Annotated in this window: 14 protein-coding genes; 11 read left to right on the top strand and 3 right to left on the bottom strand. The window is 45.1% G+C overall.

From position 1 onward, the window contains the following. The first annotated feature begins 129 nt into the window (after positions 1-129). The 10 genes from JXL83_04160 (at position 130) to JXL83_04115 (ending at position 14,793) form a co-directional block, all read left to right on the top strand. A complete protein-coding gene (locus tag JXL83_04160; protein MBN2363306.1) occupies positions 130-1,389 on the top strand; it encodes a DUF401 family protein in 1,260 nt (419 codons plus the stop codon). 130 nt (positions 1,390-1,519) lie between these two features. Next, the gene (locus JXL83_04155) at positions 1,520-2,710 is read left to right on the top strand and encodes a peptidoglycan DD-metalloendopeptidase family protein (GenBank protein MBN2363305.1); all 1,191 of its coding nucleotides are present in this window, start codon (positions 1,520-1,522) and stop codon (positions 2,708-2,710) included. Next, positions 2,707-3,708 (top strand): hypothetical protein, encoded by a 1,002-nt coding sequence (locus JXL83_04150; GenBank protein ID MBN2363304.1) that lies wholly within the window; start codon positions 2,707-2,709, stop codon positions 3,706-3,708. The genes JXL83_04155 and JXL83_04150 overlap by 4 nt, the downstream gene beginning before the upstream one ends. Further along, on the top strand, positions 3,705-4,508 hold the full coding sequence (locus JXL83_04145) for a stage 0 sporulation protein (protein ID MBN2363303.1): 804 nt from the start codon (positions 3,705-3,707) through the stop codon (positions 4,506-4,508). The genes JXL83_04150 and JXL83_04145 overlap by 4 nt, the downstream gene beginning before the upstream one ends. A 17-nt stretch (positions 4,509-4,525) precedes the next feature. Next, complete coding sequence (gene metG / locus JXL83_04140; protein ID MBN2363302.1) at positions 4,526-6,547, top strand: methionine--tRNA ligase; 2,022 nt, start codon at positions 4,526-4,528, stop codon at positions 6,545-6,547. 45 nt (positions 6,548-6,592) lie between these two features. After that, positions 6,593-10,135, top strand: coding sequence for a chromosome segregation protein SMC (gene smc, locus JXL83_04135; GenBank protein ID MBN2363301.1), 3,543 nt, complete (start codon positions 6,593-6,595; stop codon positions 10,133-10,135). Then, positions 10,110-10,994, top strand: a complete 885-nt coding sequence (gene ftsY, locus JXL83_04130) for a signal recognition particle-docking protein FtsY (protein MBN2363300.1) — start codon at positions 10,110-10,112, stop codon at positions 10,992-10,994. The genes smc and ftsY overlap by 26 nt, the downstream gene beginning before the upstream one ends. Continuing rightward, positions 10,991-12,880 carry an ABC transporter ATP-binding protein gene (locus tag JXL83_04125; GenBank protein MBN2363299.1) on the top strand — a complete coding sequence of 630 codons (1,890 nt, stop codon included), beginning with the start codon at positions 10,991-10,993 and terminating at the stop codon, positions 12,878-12,880. Before ftsY ends, JXL83_04125 begins: the two co-directional genes overlap by 4 nt. A 58-nt stretch (positions 12,881-12,938) precedes the next feature. Then, positions 12,939-14,234, top strand: a complete 1,296-nt coding sequence (gene thiC, locus JXL83_04120; protein MBN2363298.1) for a phosphomethylpyrimidine synthase ThiC — start codon at positions 12,939-12,941, stop codon at positions 14,232-14,234. Positions 14,235-14,268: 34 nt separating this feature from the next. Further along, complete coding sequence (locus JXL83_04115) at positions 14,269-14,793, top strand: hypothetical protein (protein ID MBN2363297.1); 525 nt, start codon at positions 14,269-14,271, stop codon at positions 14,791-14,793. Positions 14,794-14,853: 60 nt separating this feature from the next. Here the strand turns inward: JXL83_04115 and JXL83_04110 are convergent, their stop codons facing one another. Genes JXL83_04110 through JXL83_04100 form a run of 3 tightly spaced genes read right to left on the bottom strand, consistent with a single transcriptional unit; the run spans position 14,854 to position 18,563 of the window. Next, positions 14,854-17,220, bottom strand: coding sequence for a hypothetical protein (locus JXL83_04110; protein ID MBN2363296.1), 2,367 nt, complete (start codon positions 17,218-17,220; stop codon positions 14,854-14,856). Between the two features lie 25 nt (positions 17,221-17,245). Next, complete coding sequence (locus JXL83_04105) at positions 17,246-17,878, bottom strand: DJ-1/PfpI family protein (protein MBN2363295.1); 633 nt, start codon at positions 17,876-17,878, stop codon at positions 17,246-17,248. Next, the gene (locus JXL83_04100) at positions 17,862-18,563 is read right to left on the bottom strand and encodes a TetR/AcrR family transcriptional regulator (GenBank protein MBN2363294.1); all 702 of its coding nucleotides are present in this window, start codon (positions 18,561-18,563) and stop codon (positions 17,862-17,864) included. Before JXL83_04100 ends, JXL83_04105 begins: the two co-directional genes overlap by 17 nt. A gap of 120 nt (positions 18,564-18,683) precedes the next feature. Here JXL83_04100 and JXL83_04095 point away from each other — a divergent pair. Further along, positions 18,684-19,313, top strand: a 630-nt coding sequence (locus JXL83_04095) for a bifunctional hydroxymethylpyrimidine kinase/phosphomethylpyrimidine kinase (protein ID MBN2363293.1), incomplete at its 3' end; no start/stop codon positions are given.

Below are 19,313 nucleotides of genomic sequence, written 5' to 3'. Positions count from 1 at the left end.
TTTTCTCCAAACACCTACACTATTGTCGGAGCGGGTAAAAACGGCAGTGCAGACACCATCATCGTGATCAGCCCCGGCTACACCGAATAGTTTGATTTTTTAAGTTTTATCTGATAATTTCCTCTGAATATGTCCCTCATAAAAATAGCAATCGTCTTCTGCGTCATTTTCGCTGCGTCGAAATTTGCAAAAAAATGGATAGCCCTGGCTATTTTCTCGGGCGCGCTTATCAGCGGATTTCTGTTTGGGCACGGATTTCTGGGCACGTTGAAATCGTTCGTCTGGGGTTCCGTATCTCAAAACTCCATTTTTCTCGCCCTTCTCGTCACTTTGATAAGCGTATTCAGCGGTGTAATGGAAGTGACCGGAACTCTCGAAAATTGCAAAAAAGCTTCGGTCAGTATGTTTTCGTCAGGCAGAGCGGCTGGAGTTTTCATGGCTTCTCTCATAGGCCTTCTTCCGATGCCCGGCGGAGCGCTCTTCAGCGCGCCTCTCGTCAATTCGAGTATTGACGGTAAAAATTCTCCGGGACTTTTAACGGCTCTCAATTACTGGTTCAGGCACGTCTGGGAGTTCTGGTGGCCGCTTTATCCCGCCGTTATCACCCTGCTCGCTGTGACCGGATACGGAATGGTGAAGTGGATGGCTCACACGTTCATTTTTTCTGCTGCAGCAATTCTATTCGGTTGGATTTTCCTTTACAGGATTGTTAAAACGACGAAATTGGAAAAAAAACCTTTCAGGGTGCCAAAAGGAGCTTTTGCGGGTTTTGCGCCGCTTTTATCCGTCATTGTTTTCACCATCTTATACAAAATCGTCCTTTCCGTTCTGGGAATCGAGATTCAGACTGAACTGACTATAATTCCCGCAGTTCTGGTTGGCATTCTCGTCTGTTTGAAGAGCTGGAAAAAAGGTATGAGCGCCGGAAAAGCTGTCAGTTTGAGCAGACTCATTCCTCTCGCCGTGATGATAATTACAATAATGGGTTACAAGAAAGTCATTGAGGAAGCGGGAATAGCTCAGAACATAGCCATAGACATTCAAACTCTTAATTTCCCCGTACTAGCCGTTTTTGCTTTTCTGCCGTTTATTGCGGGTATGATTACGGGAATAGCGATAGGATTTATAGGAGCGAGTTTCCCTCTCATAATAGACATGTTAGGCGATTTTCCGCAGTATTCAAAAACGGCTGTTCTCATCCTTTCGTTCGGCTTCGGATACGCCGGAATGATGCTTTCGCCTTTTCACGCCTGTCTCCTTCTTTCGAAAGAATATTTCTGTTCGTCATGGAAGGACACTTACAAATACCTTCTGGGACCGACAGTGACGCTCACGGCATTTTTTATTGTATATTATCTTCTCGCCGTCTTCGTTTTTCATATCAAGTAAAACCGGTTTTCCCAAAATTACAGAAAAATCAGGAAATGTTTATAAAAGCTTTATTTTTAATCAAAAGACAATATAATGTTCTCCGAAGGATGCAAGAGTCCGAAGGACACGCGTCCGAAGGAGAATATTCATGAAAGTTTTATTTATAATAGCTTTGCTCGCCGCCGGACAGGTTTCCGACGAAGTGTTCCTCACTACGATGAGGCAGAAAATGGCCGAAATTGAACAGACGACTACTTCAATGAGCGATCAGGCCAAAGACCTAGTGGCACGCCTTGAACTGCTCGTAGAACACAGACAATTGGCCAGAGCCCTCAAAGATTCCCTGTTGTCGAGGAGAGAAGTGATATTGAGAGATTCTCTCAGACTTTCCCGGACGTACGAAAGGATATCCTCGAAAACACAGATTTACGACGAAATGCTCGCTCAGAAGATAAGACAGCTTTACAAGAGAGGGAACCCCTCGGCTCTCGAAGTTTTTCTTTCCGAGGAGAGTTTTTCGGATTTTGTCGGAAGAATGGAATATCTCACGAGGACGGCTGAAGAGATGGCGCGTATAGTCAGGTCAATGAGAATTTCCAAATCTCAGCTGCAGGCGAGAGTGGATTCGATGAACGCGATGATAGAAAGACTCAATTATTTTCAGCACCAGATAGAGATAATCGGGGAACAGATAGAGATAGATTCTCTCGACATGACAGCTTTGGCAGTGAGACTCGATTCTTCGATAGAGGCACAGCAGATACTGAAAGACGAACTCAGCCAGGCCGCAAGTGAAATTGACAGACAGGTCCAGGCGCAGGAAAGATCGAGGAACGTCAGCGCTTCAATAGGAGGTACCTCATTCAATCCTGTCACCGCCGTGACTTCCCAGATTCCGAATTACACTTCCGTGAGAACCGATCAGACTCAGCAGGCGGAGGTAAATCCTGAAAACATTATAGAAAAGAACAAGGGATCTATACCTTGGCCGGTTGACGGAGGAAGCTCTCTCTCTCACGGCAGCGGCGAGTCGGGTAGTCTCGACATATTCGCGCCAGTCGGTACTGAAGTCAGATGCGTCGCCGACGGCACTGTGTTTTACGCCCAGAGGTTCGGGCTCAAGAACAGCGTCGTCATCGTTCATCACGGAGACGGGTACAGCACTTATTACGGCTCTCTTTCCTCGCCCCTCAACGTCGTAGTTGGACAGGTTGTAAGAGCGGGCAACACTCTCGGAAGCGTGGCCGAGAATGTCGGAGGAGATCCCAAGACTCAGTTCCAGATCAGGATAGGCGGACGACTCGTCAATCCCCTCGAATATCTATCCGGGGGCAAATGATCGCTTTTTCAGTGAAAGGTCAGGAAGAAGCTCTCGGCTACCTCGAGAGGACGAGAGCTGAAAACAGGATACCGTCCCTTTTTATTTTCTACGGTCCCAGGGGTGTGGGCAAGACCAGTGCCGCTTTCGAATTCGCCGATCATGCAAACGACAAAACTTTCCGTTCTCTCGTTCATCCCGATCTGATATTTGTCGCTCCCACGGACAGTTCCGATCCCGACGAAATCGAAGAACAACAGAACGAATCGCTGAAAAACCGTGTGTGGAGGATTTCCGAATCTCCTAATTTTTCTATAAGAATATGCCAGATAAGAAGGGTTCAGGAAAAACTGCTTTACAGGCCTTATTCGGCGAAAAAGAGATTCGTGATAGTTGTTGACGCACACAGAATGAGAGTCGAGGCGGCTAACGCTTTTTTGAAGACGCTGGAAGAACCTCCCCAGGACACAGCCGTCATAATGACAACTTCTCATCTTTCCTCGCTCTTGCCGACTGTCGTATCCAGAGCGGTTCTTTTAAGATTCAGACCTCTTGATAAAAAAGTTATATCTATGGTCATTTCCGAGAAGACCGGTTTGAATAAGAACGATGCCGAAAAAGCGGCGCAACTTTCAGACGGCAGTCTTACAAAGGCCATCGAGCTCGCTTTCGACGAAGACAAAAACGAGACGAGAAAGAATTTCATTTCCGCTTTTCTGTCGGCAGACAAGAAAAAGATATATTCGTCATGGCCGTCGAGAATGTCTGAAAGGGAACTGATTTTTACCGTAATAGAATCCCTTCACAGTCTCTGCGCCGATTTCGTTTTTGCTTCAAACGGCATGTCAAATAATTTGAGAAATCCCGATTTTGCTGATAGAATTCTGAAATTCATCCGGAACAGAGACGTCAGGCATTTTTTCAGGTGCGAAGAAGCCTGCCTCGAGGCGGAAAGAGCCCTCAACCTCAACATTGAAAGCGGTTTGATAAGAGATTATCTGATTGAAAAGACATTATGAACATAAAAGTTGATTTCGAAGGACACGGTAAAGCCGTCTGTGACTGCGACCTCCTCGTGCCGCCGGAAGAGGGCGATTTTGTTGTAGCCATCAGACGGATAGGAGAAGAAGTAGGCAGGATAACCGACGTGGGAAAACATCTGAACAGACTTGAACCCAAAGGAAGAATTGTCAGATACGCCTCTACAATGGACAAGATCAGATGGCAGGAAATCCGCGAGAGAGAGATCACATCGCTTCAGTTTGCAAAACAGAGGGTTGAACATTTCAGCCTTCCGATGAAAATTGTAGACGTCGAATACGACAGCGAGGAGTCCAAGATCAGGCTCTTTTTTGTTTCCGAGGAGCGGATAGATTTCAGAGAGCTGGTCAGAGACCTCGCCAAGCATCTACACTGCAGAGTGGATCTCAGGCAGATTGGCGTCAGGGATTACGCGACGAGACTCGGAGGCATAGGCGCGTGCGGCAGAGAAACATGCTGTTCGATGTTTTTGAAAGAGTTCAAGCCGATAACACTTCAGATAGCCAGAGAACAGAACCTTAACCTCAACACGCAAAAACTTTCCGGATTGTGCGGAAGGCTCATGTGCTGTCTTATGTACGAGTGGGAAATGTACAAAGAGGCATCCCAGTATTATCCTGAAATAGGTTCCAAGGTCAAGACTGCCGACGGCGACGAAGTCGAAATCGTCAGCACACACATATATCAGAATTGCGTGACTGTTAAAACGGCCACTGGAGTGATGAAGACACTCAAACTCTGCGAACTAAACATGAAAAATCCCCCCTTTAACGAATAACGGATTTGGAGAGAGTGATGAAGCACAAAAGAACACTTGTGACCAGCGCTTTACCATACGCGAACGGACCGCTTCACATAGGTCATTTGGCCGGATGTTATCTGCCGGCTGACATATTCGTCAGATATTTGAGATCAAAAGGTGAAGACGTCATTCATATATGCGGAACGGACGAACACGGCGTTCAGATAACTTTGAAGGCCGAACAGGAAAAGACGACTCCGAAAAAACTTGTCGATGGTTACCACGAAATGATTAAAAAGGCTCTGAACGACGTGGGAATAGAATACGAAAATTTTTCGAGAACGACAAAAAAACTTCATTACGAGAGGACCCAGAAATTTTTTCTGAAACTTCTCGAAAACGGATTTTTGGAGGAGAAAGAAATCACCCAGCTTTATTGCGAAAAGTGCGGCAGATTTCTGCCCGACAGATTCGTCGAGGGAGAATGCCCTTTCTGCTCCTCGAAAGGCGCCAGAGGCGATCAGTGTGAAGCCTGCGGAAGATGGCTCGAACCCTCGATGCTTAAAAACCCCAGGTGCAAAATATGCTCTTCCGAACCGGCTTTCAGGAAGACGACCCACTGGTTTCTCAGACTCGACGCCTTGACCGGGAAACTTAAGGACTGGCATTCAGATCACCCGGAATGGAAAGACAACGTGACTAAATTCTGCAAGACCTGGTTTGACGAAGGGCTTATTCCGAGAGCCATAACAAGAGACATTGACTGGGGGGTTCCCGTTCCGCTCGAAGGATCGGAAGGAAAAGTCCTCTACGTCTGGTTCGATGCACCCATCGGCTACATATCCTCAACGATCGAATGGGCGAAGGACATCAGGAAAGACCCCGGACTTTGGGAGAAATACTGGCTTGATAAAGACACCAGACTAGTCCATTTCATAGGAAAAGACAACATAGTTTTCCACGCGATGGTCTGGCCGGGAATGATAATGGCTCACGGCGATTACATTTTGCCCGACCAGATACCCGCCAACGAATTTCTCAACATCGAGGGAGAAAAAGTCTCAACGAGCAGGAATTGGGCCGTGTGGGTTGACCAGGCGGTAGAAGCATTCCCTCCGGACGCACTCAGATACGTTTTGGCGGCCACCGCGCCAGAAAATTCCGACGTGGATTTTACCTGGTCAGAATTCCAGCGCAGAGTAAACGACGAGCTTGCTGACGTTTTGGGCAATTTCGTCAACAGAACTTTAACTTTCGTCAATAAATACTACGCAGGAAAAATACCCGGTCTCGACGAATCGTCTTTCGAAAAGGAGCTCACACAAGAGATAAGAACCGCGCCGCAAAGAATAGGTGCTCTCTATGAAAGTTTTCAGGTGAAAAAGGCCGTGAACGAGTTCATGAAACTCGCCCGGACGGGAAACAAGGTGTTTCAGTCGAACGAACCCTGGTCTCTCGTAAAGAGCGACCCGGAAAAGTGCCGGTATGTGATTGCCCTTTGTGCGGCAATTATTGACACGCTTGCCTCTGTAATCGAACCTGTCTTGCCTTTCACTTCGCAGAAGATTTTTAAAATGCTTAGACTCGAAAAACGCCCTTGGGACGAATCGGGCGATTTCAGAATACCGGAGGGGCACGAGCTTGGAAACCTGGAAATACTTTTCGGAAAAATTGACGACGAAAAAATTGATAACCAGAGAAAAATGCTTGGCAAGGAGAGAAAGATGACCGAAGAAAAGGCGCAGGAAAAGGAAAAAGCGAGCATTTCAGACCTTTTGAAAATCGGTCTTAAAGTCGGTCTCGTCAAATCTGTTCAGAGAGTCGAGAAATCCGACAAACTTTACAAACTGACTGTCGATCTCGGCGACGAGGAAAGACAGATAGTCGCGGGAATGGTGCCTTATTACCCGGAAGAAGATATTTTGGGTAAAAAAGTCATAGTCGTTTCAAATCTCGAACCGGCGAAAATAAGAGGCGTTGAATCAAACGGCATGATACTCGCCGCCGACGACGGAAAGACCGTGTCGCTTCTCACTCTCGACAAAGACGTCGCGCAGGGTTCGAACATCAGATGAGAGTTCGTTTCGGGCCGGTGAAATTGACGGAGGATTCAGCATAAAATGAGACTTAAACGGATTGATATTTTCGGATTCAAATCTTTCGCTGACAGAGTGTCTATAGATTTCGACGACGGCATAACAGGCATTGTCGGGCCTAACGGCTGCGGCAAATCCAATCTTATCGAAGCCGTCAGATGGGCGCTGGGAGAACAAAACAGCAGGCTTATAAGAGCCGTCAAGATGGAAGAAGTCATCTTCAACGGTACGGTGGAAAGGCCGCCGCTGGCTTTTTCAGAGATAGACCTCACTTTCGAGGCAAAAGGGGAAACGCCTTCACCGCTCGGTTTTCACGAAATCACTTTCAAAAGAAGGGTAAAAAGAGACGGATTCTGCGAATATTTCATAAACCAGACTCCATGTCTTCTGCGCGACATAATAGACACTCTGAGGAACATAGGAATCACGAGCAGGAGCTATTCGCTGTTTTCCATTGACGCTATCAAAAGGATACTCGACGACGACTCTCAGGTGCGCAGGGACATGTTCGCCGAGGTTTCCGGGATAGCCAAATACCAGGCTCAAAAAAGCGTAACGATGTCGAGACTTAAAGACACTGAAGCAGACATACTGCGACTTCAGGATAAAATTGACGAAGTGAACACAAATCTGACAATGCTCAAAAAAGACCTGAAAAAGGCGAATCACTACAAAAACCTGAAAAATCAGTTCGAGTCGAAGCTTCTTTTGTTTTCCAGGAGAAAGAGAGACGAAATACGCAAATCGGAAATCGAGATCGCCGAGGCGATAAACAAAAGCGTAATAAAGCGTTCTCAGATCGAAGAAAACGCGCGATTACTCGGCGAAGAAGCTGATTCTCTCTGGTCGGCTGAGGAAAAAACAGTTAAAGAACTGTCAGTCAGGAAAGAAAAATTTGACATGGACCTTTCAGTTTATTCGCAGATGAACGCCGAACTGCTCGGGAAAAAACAGGAACTGAAATATTTGACGGGAAAGATTGAGGAACACGAAAAAGAACTTACTTCTATGGAAGAACTTGTTCCGGCTCTGAACGAAACAGCCCGGGAGATGGAGAGAAAATTTGACGAGTTGTCGGCTGACGAAGAAACAAAAAAGAACGAGAAAACGCAGATTCTTTCATCTCTCGAAAAAGAAAAATCTCTTATAGAAAAACTGAAAAACAATCTCGGAAATGAATCGGAAAAAAGGGACGAAGCCGTGCGCGAAGATAATTTCCTTCAAAAGGAAATTTCGGCGCTTTCGGAAAAAAAGACCCTGAAAACAGGACTGATCAGAAAACTCGGCGAAGCCAAAGAAAACAGGAAAATAGAGAAGGAGGAAGCCGAAGAGAAGTACGGGGCCTGCGAAGAATCCATTTCGAGGCTCGATTCGGAGCAGTCGAATCTTGAAGTTTCGATGTCCCATCTTCAGGAAAAAAGCTCTGTTTTGAATTCCGAGAGGGAGTCGCTTTCTTCTTTATCTTCTTCGCATCAGAACGACCTGGCTTCCTGCGAATCTGAATTGTCACTGCTGTCGGAACAGCAGAAAGACCTTGAAGGATATGACGAAGCGACAAAATATCTTTTGAAAAACTGCGGACTGAGCACTCTGAACGATTCTCTGGAAGTTGAAAAAGGATACGAAATTGCGGTCGAGATTGCCCTCGGTTCGGCGCTCGGCGCAGTTATTGTCGAACAGGATCAGCTGAAAACCCGGGTTGAGGAACTTGAACGGGAGAGTATGGGGAAGGGGTGGTTTCTTGTAAAAAAAACCGGTTTGGAAGTGTTTTCGGAAAAAACGCCTGATGGTCTTGATCCCTTGTCGTCTCACGTAAAAGCCGACGATCCTTCCGTCAAGGACTTTGCCGAGAGACTTCTTACGGGATGGTTCGTCGTGTCCGGCGGAGACGTCGTAGAGACAGCCGGAAAACACCCTTCGCTGAACGCCGTCAGCCTTGACGGTCATTCTGTAAGAAGAGGTGTCCTGTATTCGATGGGGAGCCAGAAGCCGAAAATCATAGGCAGAAAAGAGAGAATTGAAGAGCTCACGAAAATAAAGGAAAATTTGAAAAACAGGATTGGCGAAACCGAAGAGAGAAGGGAAATAAACAGAAGGGAACTTGATGAGACAATAAAAAATCTCGGAGAAAAAGCCGACGTCCTGAAGATGGCGGTGGGCAAAAAAGCGACTCTGCACACGGAGATAAAGAATCTGAATTACAAGCTGAGTGTCATTGAAAAGACTGACGAAGAAGAGTCGAAGGAAGAGAAATCGCTCAATGAGGAGCTCGGAGAAATAGAAGAATCACTGCGCGAAAAAAACAGAAGACAGGCAAAACTGCTCGTCGAGCTGGAAAACATCGCGGCTCAGATAGAATCCGTGAGATCAGAACTTCAGGAAACGGAAAAGAAAATCGAACCTTCTCTTGCGCTGTTATCCGAGATCGAATCTGAAACCGCGAGACTTGGTGAGAGAAAAAAAGCTCTCGCTGAAAAGATCGGCGAAAAAAGAGCGGAAGCTCTCGGGGCCGCCGTCAGAATAGAAGAACTTGAAAAAATATTGACCGAAGAAAAAGAAACGGCAAAAGAAGAGGAATCCCGGGTATTGTCTATCGAGGAAAAAAGCAGGGAGAAATCCGCGGCCATTGAAAATTCAAAAAAGGAAATAGAAACACTTCAGGCGTCAATAGAGACGACGAGGCAAAACATAAGGAACACCGAGGAAAAAAACAGAGAACTTGAAAAAACAAAAACGGAACTGATGGACATTGCCCAGACTTATAACGTGAAAATGGCGGACCTGAAGGGAGAATTGAACAGTATAACGGGAGAACTTGAGGCCGTGTTCGGCTTCGGTCCCGAGAAACTCGACGAGGTTGAGCCCTCTGAAGATGAAATCACGAAAGATGACATTTTTAGAATTAAATCGAGATTGATGTCAATGGGCTCCGTGAACGAAAACGCGGAAGAAGAATACGCGGAAATACTGGAAAGATTCAATTTTCTCGGAGCTCAGAAAGACGATCTCGAGAACACGAAAAAAGGCCTCAAAGACACTATTAATTCAATAGACAAGATCGCGAGAGAGAAATTTCTTGAGACTTTCGAAGCTGTCAGAGCCAATTTCAAGAACATATTTTCAGTTCTCTTCAACTCGAAAGAAGAAAGCGGAGCTGATTTTCTGGCCGATCTTCAGCTCGAAACCGAAAAAGACCCTCTCGAATCAGACATAAAAGTACTCGCAGTGCCGCCGGGAAAGAAACTGAGCACGACCCGTTTGCTTTCGACCGGCGAACAGTCTTTTACCGCCCTGAGCTTGCTTTACGCGCTACATCAGATGAGACTTTCTCCCCTCGTTGTCCTCGACGAAGTGGACGCTCCCCTTGACGATTCGAACGTGGAGATATTCATAAGGTTTTTGAAGACCATAGCACTCGAATCACAAGTGGTCCTCGTCACCCACAACAGAAGGACCATGGAGTTCTGCCAGGGATTATACGGAATCACGATGGAAGAGAAAGGAGTCAGTTCTGTAGTGTCCGTCAACCTCGAAAAGATAGATGAATTTCTGGGAGAAGATAACTAAATCGGCGTCCGAGAAGGGCGCCTCTCTGACGAAAGGGCTGAAGAGACTGATCCGGACGGGCGGAAAATTCGACGAAGAGGAAATCGTCCGCCTTGAGGAATCTTTGATACTTTCCGACATGGGCACGGAACTGGCTTCAAAACTCATTGAAATCGCGAAATCCGCCCCTTCGGATATGCTGGAAGAAAGAATTAAATCCGAACTCGTAAAAAGACTCAAAATCCCGAAAAAGCCGGAAGCGGATTCTTCTCCCAAAGTCATAATGATCGTGGGAGTCAACGGGACAGGCAAGACAACGAGCGCGGCGAAACTCGGCAGACTGTACGCAAGGGAAGGGAAAAAGGTGATTTTAGCTGCGGCCGACACGTACAGGGCGGCGGGTGTTCTCCAGCTGGAAATGTGGGCGGAAAAACTGGGAATCGAATGTGTCAGCGGGCAGGAAGGCGGTGATTCTGCGGCGGTTGTTCACGACGCGGTCGACGCGGCAATATCGAGAAAAAAAGATGTCCTTATAATAGACACGGCGGGAAGATTGCACACAAAAATAAATCTGATGAACGAATTGTCAAAAATAGGCAAAGTTGTCAAAAAGAACAATCCGGATTACCCGAACGAAACTCTCATAGTCATGGACGCGACTACGGGTCAGAATTCGATTACTCAGGCGAGAATATTTTCTGAATTTGCTCCCCTGACCGGCATCATCCTGACAAAATACGACGGAACGGCAAAAGGCGGGTGCGTGTTCCCCATTGTCGAACAAATGAAGATACCGGTCCTTTATCTGGGAGTCGGCGAGTCGGAAGAGGATTTCGAGATATTTGACCCGGAAAAATTTGCCGGGGCTCTTCTGCAATGAAATCCGGCGGTCCTTATTTACGATTTCTCAAAACTTCACTGAGATACTGGCCGAAAATACTGCTCGGTACGTTCTTGATGACTGTTTTTGTCATTTTGTCCGGTTTGTCAATCGGCATGCTTTATCCGATAGCTCAAAAAATACTGATTGTTCAGCAGGACGCTGTTTATGAGGAATCACCCATGATGCCTCAGATATCAAAAATGCTCGCCGGATCTTTGGAGGAGCTGAAGGACAAAGGAATAGAAGCGTTTTTTTCCAGTCTCAAAAGCAATCTTGACGAGTTTCTCAAAAATAATTCTCCGATGAAAGTACTTCAGGCTGTCATTTTCGTTTCATTTATTATCTTTCTTCTGAAATCAATCGTCGATTATTTTCACAGACTAATTTTTGCCGACATCGAACAGAGCGTCATAAAACTGTATCAGGAGATGATATTCAATCATTATTCGACGATGTCTATGGATTTTTTTCAAAAACACAGAATAGGAGAATTGACAGCAAGAATAACTTCCGACGTCAGCCTCGTCGGTTTCACTGCCCTGGGCGCTCTGATAGAGATCGCGAGAAATGTATTGCTCGTTCTGTTTTATCTCGTCATTGCCCTGGCGATTAATTTTCAACTCACTCTCATAGCTCTCGTATTTATTCCGATTATGTCTTTTATGTCGAGATGGATGACAAAAAAAATAAAAAAATACATGAGCAGAACACAGGACACCTGGGCCAAGGTCAATTCCAAGGTTCAGGAAATCGGGACAAACATAAAAGTCGTGCTTTCGTTTGGAACTTTCGAAAGGGAAAAAAAATCGTTCTCAGCTCTGACGGGGGCTCTCAAAAGGAATAATTTCAAGAGGATCGGAATTGATTCCCTGACGAGACCTCTGAGCGATTTCATAAACATGGCGGTGGTTCTGTTCCTGATATGGATAGGCGGAAAAATGATAATAGAGCAGACTTCGGGATTTTCTCCGGCCGCTTTTTTCGTCTACCTCGGCGCCGTGCTGTCTTTGATGCATCCGGTAAAAGTAGTAGTGCAAAAGCGTAACGAACTTCAGGGAGCTCTCGTCGGCCTCGAAAGGATTTATTCGATACTCGACGTTAGAGCCAGTATTGAAGATTCGCCTGTATCAGTCGAAAAAATAGATTTTACTGACGAAATTTCATTTGACAGTGTCTGCTTTTCCTACGTGGAAGGCAAAAGTGTTTTGAAAGACCTGTCTTTCTGTATTAAAAAAGGCGAGACAGCCGCCATTGTCGGAAGGAGCGGGGTCGGAAAAACGACAATACTGGAACTTCTGATGAGGTTTTATGATCCATCCTCGGGCACAATAAGCATTGACGGAACGGACATCAGAAAAATTAAAATATCGTCGCTGAGAAAACTGATAGGGTCGGTGAGTCAGGAGGTTTTGCTGTTTTACGACACTGTTGAAAACAATATCGCTTACGCAAAAGAGGATGCCGCACCTGACGATATAGAAAAAGCTTCCAAAATCGCGAACGCCGACGAGTTCATTAAAGAATTACCTGACGGATACAAGACGATCGTCGGTGAAAGAGGGACTCACATTTCCGGTGGGCAAAGACAGAGAATTGCAATAGCGAGAGCTGTCCTTCAGAACCCCAAAATATTGTTATTTGACGAAGCTACAAGTTCTTTAGACAACGAATCCGAGAGAAAAGTCCAGGATTCTATTGACAGTCTGCTGAAGGACAGGACCGCGATAATAGTGGCTCACAGACTGACGACGGTCAAAAATGTCCGGAAGATATTCGTGATTGAACAGGGAAAACTGGCTGAAAGCGGCACTCACGAAGAATTATACGGTAAAAAAGGAGTTTACAGACAGCTTTACGACAGCCACGAACTGTTCGAATCGTGACGAACTGTATTTGACCGCGAATATTATTTGTTGTAATTTATGAAAAAGAGGTGATGAATTGACTCAGTTAGAATGCGCGAGAAAGGGAGAAAGAAGCCCCGAATTAATTATGGCGTGCAGGCAGGAAGGCCTCGATGAAGTTTTAATGTCGGGGCACATCGCCGAAGGTTTCGCGGTACTTCCTAAAAACAGACTTCACGAAATAAAGTCGCCAAAAATCATAGGAAAAGACTGTCCTGTAAAGGTGAACGTCAATATAGGCACTTCGAAGGGTTATTCTTCTTCCGAGGACGAGATGAAGAAAGCAGACCTCGCTTTTAAATACGGAACAGACGCTATAATGATACTTTCGACTTGGGGCGATTTGAGGCAAATGAGAAGGGAATTGGTAGGAGCGAGCCCGGTGCCCGTCGGATCGGTACCCATTTACGACGCCGCTGTAAAAGCTTTCAAAGAAAACAAAAAAGTCATAGATTTCTCTGAGAAGGATTTTCTCGACATGGTAGTCATGCATGCCGAGGACGGCATTGATTTTATGACGATTCACGTCGGAATAACAAGAGACGTATTAAAAAAGATAAACAATTCAAAAAGGATTCTGAAAGTCGTCAGCAGGGGAGGAGCGATAGTTTCGGGCTGGATGATCTCAAACGGCAGGGAAAACCCTTTCTACAGGAATTTTGACGAAATTCTTTCAATAGCAAAAGAATACGACGTGACTCTCAGCCTCGGAGACGGTATGCGGCCGGGCGCAGTGGCCGACGGCACTGACCCCCAGCAAATTGAAGAACTTTTTGTTTTGGGTGAACTTGTCGAAAGATCTAGAGCGGCGGGGGTTCAGGTCATGGTGGAGGGTCCGGGGCATCTTTATCTCGATCAGATAGAGATGAACGTCAAACTGGCGAAAAGACTGACATTCGAAGCCCCCTTTTTCGTTCTGGGGCCGCTCGTCACTGACTGCGCGCCGGGTTACGATCACATAGTCGGAGCGATAGGCGGAGCTGTGGCGGCTTGTCACGGCGCGGATTTTCTCTGTTACGTAACCCCTTCCGAGCACGTTTGCCTTCCCGACATTGAAGATGTAAAACAGGGGTTGATTATTTCAAAAATTGCCGCGCAGGCGGCCAACTCTTCGAGAGGTTACAAAAGAGCCGTCGAAAGGGAAATCGAGATGGCCAGATCGAGAAAAGTGTTCGATTGGGAGAAGCAGTATTCTCTATCGGTCGACACAGGTGAAAAAGCGAGATCTCTCAGAGAGAGAAGACCTTACGATGGAGAAGGATGCTCCATGTGCGGACCCTTTTGCGCGATAAAAATATTGGAAGATTCCTTTCAGAAAAAGATAGAAAACTAATGATCCTTTTCAATAACGAGCCGGGAAGAAAACAATGGAAAGCCAGGATACCTGGATAAAGAAAATAGGGAAATTACCGGAAACACCGGATGAATTCCTGTCAATATTTGCGGCGATAGGGACGACTCCCCAGGGATCGGCTGCGTGTCTCATTATGGCGCTCATGGAATTTGTAAAAAACGAAAATTCCGGCAAAAAAATGATAACGTCCGTCGTTGACCCTTCCCGGCTCGTAGACAGGGGAGAAGGTGTTTTCGAACTTTTTCAGGCTGATCTTAAATTTATCGCGTTGCAGTCAAAAGGCAAAGAATACATGTTCAATTCTTATGTGCTCGGAACTTCTCCGGACAACGCGTACAAAATCGAAAAAATGCCTGTGTCGTTTGAGTTTTCGAGCAATAAATACAGCGAGGCGATGGGTGACTGCAGATATAAGATTTTCGTAAAATCATCGGGAGCCGCGACGCCGAGGCCAGTCACTTTGGCAAAACAAGCCGATGGTTACTGGAAAGCCATAGAATACAGCAGTCTTCTCCTCGACGTTGTGACTAAGAAATAAAGCTGAAATTTACCGTTTTACCGAATGTCCCCAGTTTGTTGACTCAAGCGTTGTAGCTATTCAGTGCAGAACTATGAATTTTGTATTAGCAGTATGTAAGCCGCATGAAAGCCTTGCGAAATATACGTTTTCCGGAAGTTTTTCAACATTATATCTCACTCGATGACTGCCTGCGGGAATTTCCGGGAGCGTATAACAATCAACTATTCTGCCGGAAAGGTCGAATACAGATATCTCAACGTTCGATTGCACAGGAATGTTGAAAGAAAAAAAAAGCTCCGAACAGACGGTGTTGGGAAATACTTTGAAGAAGAAAGAAGATGAAATCTCAGTAACAGGGCTTTCGTGAATACCGGTCGGATAAAAGGGAGTTCCCTGAACCCATCTTGTGGAATCCAGAGAACATTTTTTATCATACGTAGAGCAGTCGTATATGGTGTCTCCGTTGGCTTCATTCATTTTCCAGTATCCTGCCAGGCCGTTTTCGTTTCCGGTCAGTAATTGATCCATGTTTTCGGTTATTTCCTGAGCAGTCCTGACTGTATTCCATATTCTCAGTTCGTCAATTGTACCGTCAAACGTCATTGAGTTGTTTGCAGAATTTCCGATATACATGTCAGTCCCGAGATTATCCTGAAGCGGACCCTGCGGGGAGTTTTGAAATGAGAGAGATTTTTCTTGTCCGTTTATGTATATTTTCACCTCTCCCGAAGACGCCCTGTATGCAACTGCTATGTGCTGCCATTCGCCAAGAATAACTGAGCTGTCCGGAGTGAATGAGTGGCTTGTGACTCCTCCGGAATGATTCATTCTTAGGACGAGGCAATTATAGTTGAACGCTGTTTTGGCTAAAAAAATTGAAATGGAATTTTTATCAATAACTCTGCCCATCCCCAAATTCGCGTTCTCTCCGAAACTGTAAGGTTTTATCCAGGCTTCAATCGTGAAAGAGTCTGTAAGGTTTATTTCAGGCGAGGCAGGGCAGAGCGAAAAACTGTTTGTTCCGTTGTACTCGACACCGCTCTCTTCGTCGAAAGCTTCTATGTACCCGATTTTTGTAAGAGTGTCGAGGACAGCTCCGTCTCCGACTATCAGTCTGACAGAGTAAATACCCGGTTCGCCGTAAGTGTGAACCGGATTCTGCTCGTATGAATCTATAATCCCGTCGTTGTTGAAATCCCATTGACGAATATTTATCCGGCCAGCTGACAAATCGCAGAAAGCCGCTTGAAAGGGCGCAATTCCCGTGAGAGGGCTCGCCGTGAAGTCAGCTCTGACGTTGCTCATCCGCATGAGAATTACGTCGAAATGACCTGCACCGCTTGAATTTGTCTGTCCCGCAACGACAAAACCGCTGTCGTCTCTCAGGACTGAAAACGCGTAATCGTCACCTGACGAGCCGTATTTTTCATGCCAGTTTATGGTTCCCGATGTGTCTGCAGAAAGAAGAAGAATGTCGTTGTCTCCGGTTATTCTGTTTTTTGTCATGCCGCAGACGATATATTTTCCATAGCCGTCTAAAGCAATGGATCTTCCGAAATTGTAAAATAAATCGATGTCGTAGTGGGATGACCAGAGCTGTCCGCCAAGAGAATTGCAATTTACTAAAATGATATTTGAAAAGTCAGAACTGTGAACGTCTCCGTGGCCGGCAATAATAAATCGGCCCTGATGATCTATTATTACAGAGTGCGCGAAATCGCAGTTGCCTGGATTGAAATAGGTATGCCATTGAAAAATGCCCATGGCATCCGTTTTAATAAGGTAATAATCATTGTTGCCTGTTCCGCCTGACCCGGAAAAGCCGGTAATCGCGAAGCCGCCGTCGGCTGTCTGTACAAAACAAGCACCGAATTCTGAGGCCGTATCACCGTACATTTTGGCAAAAATAGAATCACCGGAAGAATTAATTCTTATTAAATACACATCGAATTGTCCTGCTCCGAAAGATTCAGTGTAACCGGAAACGACAAGGTCTCCGTTCTGTATTTCACGGATGCATAAACCGCAGTCTTCTCCGTCTCCGCCGAAAAAATTCTGCCAGATGAAGTTACCTGACGAATCGGTTTTTATTATTATAAGATCTTTGTCTCCGTCTGTGTTTGAACCAGTGTATCCTGTTATTGCGAATCCTTTATCCTGTGTTTGAACAAGCGAATAACCCGCGTCAAAACCGTTTCCTCCGAATGTTCTAGACCAAATCTGATTCCCGTCCGAATCTGTTTTTATGAGTAGAACATCACTGTCTGTTGAACCGACAGGCCACGTGTAACCGATAATCGCATAGCCTCCGTCTGTCGTCGAAACGACCTGCTTTCCACCGTCAGAATATTGCCCGCCGTAAGTCCTAGACCAGACAATTCTGTTTTGTGATGCAGTGGAAACGGGAACAAGAAACGGAGTCAGTAATATAAGCATCCTCTTCATCATCATCCTCACTTTTTTAAAAATATTAATACTGCATGTATTTTTCTGTCATCCTTGATAAAGCGATTACTGCCTGTAGCATATAATATTGGCCTCTTGTGCAAGTGATTATATTGCCGTCCACAACCGGAGGAAGATCAGGTCCGAGATAGTTGGCTCCGGCTGCGGTATATTCGTGAGAAAAACTTGAATGACCGGTGACATCTTTTCCGCTGATTATACCGGCCACCGCCATCACTCTCACCCCAGCGCACCATGCGGCGACCGGTATGCTGTCGGAAAAAGCTTCCTGTATGAGAAGAATAGAAACGGAATCGTCAATTATTTCCCCGTAGGGATCTGAAATCCAGTATGATGCGGGCATAATCAATAAACAGTCGTATTCGGATACGTCTGTGATTTCAGCTGTCGTCAGATCGACAGGGATTGGATATCCGCCCAGCGAAGTTGACCACGTGCATGCGGCAACAGTGTCGTCAACGGCGCAAAGCACAATTTCCCATCCCATCTCTTCTATTGAATTTCGTATCAGGTTGTAATTGGCTCCGTAATATTCAGGCATCAGAAAAAGAGCTTTCACATTGTCAGGTAAAAGCGGTTCTGCTGTCAGAGCAGAAAAAATCAGAGCAAGCGTTAAAATTCTAAAATTTCGTTTCATTTTCATTCCCCCCCTTTTTCACCTCTGTCCCATTGTTGTCATGAAATTTACAAAATTTTTCGAAAGACCCGTTATTTTCCAAACCTTTCAGGAAAAGTTTGACAAACTCAGAGAAATAATAAATGCATTCTTTTGCCTCGCCGATTATAGACTGGTACAGTGTTGTTCTGAGAAGGTAAAGAAAATGACCGACAGTGCAATGTACATTGACATCGGGTCTGAAAGTTCCGTCTTCAATGCCGAGTTTTAACGCATTTTCAACGCGTAAAATAGCTCGTTCATTGTAATTCTTGAATTTTTCATAGGTTTCAGTATTTACTTTGCTGAAGTCAACTTTACCCATGTCCCAATTTATGAGCAAGACGAGAAGATTTGGATTTTCTGAATAAAATGAGCGGTATTCGTGCATTAAAGCGAAGATTTTTTCGATGCCGGTTTTTTTTCCGGTCAAAATACTGTCGAATTTTTCTCCAATTTTTTCAAATGCCTTGATGCCAATGAATACATATATTTCTTCTTTACTTTTAAAATATGAATATATGGTTTTTTTTGTGTATGAGGTTTCTTTTGCTATGTCTTCTATTGTCGTGTTATCAACACCTTTTTTCAAGAATGCATTTAAAGCCATTTCGATTATGTAGTCTTTTTTAAAGTTACGAACGAGATCATTTCTTTTAATAGACATATAGTTTCCTTTATTATACCAATAGTGTAATGATTTATACTATCATTATTTTATTTCTGTCAAGTTTTTTTATTTAGATTTTTTAATTTGATTTAGCGCATTTATTAAATATAATCAAGAGTGGGCAATAAAAAAGTTATCGCTCTTTCTGGGCTGGATCCTTCAGGTAAAGCCGGATTTGTAAAGGACATTGAGATACTGACAATTTTGGGCGCTGATGCCGGCGGCACAGTTACTTGTTTCACGAGCCAAAACGATGAAGCGGTAAAGCGAACTGAGTTCAGAAGCGTTGACAGCGTTTTATCGGACATTGAACTAATTGAAAGTCCTCAAGCAATAAAAATCGGTATATGTCTTCCAGAACTTGTGCCCAGGATAAAAAAAATATTTTCCGGGGCTGTTATAGTGTGGAATACAGTTCTTTTTTCGACATCGGGGAAAAAATTTATGGATCCGGATGCCGTAAAACAGTTCATTGAAATCCCGGATTTCGTGACAATGAATACCCGGGAGGCTGAAATCCTGGGTCGCCCGGAAAACTCGGTGGTGACAGGCGGGCACGAATCAGGAAAACATGTAAAAGTATATTACCAGGGCAAAGAGTTCCGGACTGAAAGAGTTGAAGGAGAATTCAGAGGAACAGGCTGTTCATTTTCTTCGGCTTTGGCGGCATTTCTCGCATTCGGTTATGGAATAGAGAAAGCCATAACAGAATCAATGAATTTTTTGTATAAAATTCTCAAAGTCTCG

The sequence above is a fragment of the candidate division WOR-3 bacterium genome, assembly GCA_016934535.1.
Lineage (GTDB): Bacteria > SDB-A > SDB-A > SDB-A > SDB-A > JAFGIG01.
This window is presented reverse-complemented; position numbering and strand designations above follow the sequence as displayed.